The 1,290-nt window shown below is 74.9% G+C and carries 1 protein-coding gene; it reads right to left on the bottom strand.

The genetic code is table 11. The features are described from left to right. Window positions 1-122: 122 nt before the first annotated feature. Complete coding sequence (locus tag ACFWGZ_RS41020) at window positions 123-1,052, bottom strand: hypothetical protein (protein ID WP_382456977.1); 930 nt, start codon at window positions 1,050-1,052, stop codon at window positions 123-125. Window positions 1,053-1,290 lie beyond the last annotated feature (238 nt).

Genomic DNA, 1,290 nt, shown 5'->3' with positions numbered 1-1,290 from the left:
GACCTAGAAGCGGCGGGCGCCCGTCGCCCGTGCCGAACGGCAGTCCCCACCCCTGACGAACGTCGGGGGTGCGACCGGGAACCGAATCCGCCAGGTGCGCCGACCGCGGCCGGTCCGGCCGGTCACCGCCGGGTGAGCTCGTACCGGTCCGGCGTGTCCGGGTCGCCGTACTCGCTGCTGAGTCCGAGCCGGTCCGGCGTACCGCCGATCCGCCACCCGTAGGGGTCGTCCAGGCCGTCGCAGCCCTTGATCCGGATCCGTACGCGCTGGTCCCACGTGGTGGATTCACCGGCGGTGTAGCTCCAGGTGCCCTGCCCCGAGCAGCGGTACTTCGCGGCGGTGGGCTCCGCGTCGTCCGCGTAGGCCGCGGCATGGTCCGTCAGCCCCTCGGCATCCGCCGTACCGTCGGCGGCCAGCAGCAGTGTGCCGCCCTCGCCGTCGGTCCAGCTCCCGGACAGCACCGCCTCGTCGGCCCGTGGCGGCCGGTACTCCGTGACCAGCCCGGTGGCGAACGCTCCCGCGCCGATCGCGAACACGGCCGCCCCGGCCACCACACCCCAGCCGAGGACGTGCCGGACCCTGCCCCCGCGCAGTGCGGTGCGGCGTGCCACGAGACCGGCGGCGGTGAGCATCGCCGTGGCCGCCGACCAGCCCAGGGCCGACGCGCCGGGGCCGGGGTGCCGGGCCGCGGCGAGGACCGCGATGCCCGCCCCGGCCACGACCGACGCGACCACCGGCACCCACCACCACGCGTCACGGCCGGTGAACCGGGTCGCCGCCCACCGCGCCGCCGAGACGGTGGGAAGCACCAGGAGCGGGCTCGCCATGAGGGCGAACGGGCCCCCGCAGCAGAACAGGATCGGCGCGATCAACAGCACTGTCCAGGGTCCGGGCGGCGGACCGAAGGACGGGAGAGCGAGCTCCACGAAACCGTCGATCTCCACACCGAGCACGGCCGCCGTGTACAGCGTGCACGCGGATGCCAGGATCGGCCGCGCGGCCCACACCGTCGGCGCGACACCGGACTCGGACACGGATACGGGCTCGGACACGGATACGGGCTCGAGCTCGGGCTCAAGCTCAGATACGCGATCGGGCTCGCGATCGGGCTCGGGCTCGGGCTCAGATACGCGATCGGGCTCGGGCTCGGATGCCGTGGCGCCCTCCGCCGGACCCGTGTTCCCTCTCGGACCGCCGTCCCCCGCCTCGGACATCGGCATGCGCCCTCCCCCGTCCCGCTCCCCCGTCTCCGGGCGAGGATAGTCAGCTCCCGCGCCCGGCACCCCACCT

Source organism: Lentzea sp. NPDC060358, from assembly GCF_042725365.1.
Taxonomy (GTDB): domain Bacteria; phylum Actinomycetota; class Actinomycetes; order Mycobacteriales; family Pseudonocardiaceae; genus Lentzea.
The sequence above is the reverse complement of the archived record's forward strand: the minus strand, read 5'-3'. Positions and strand labels throughout refer to the sequence as shown.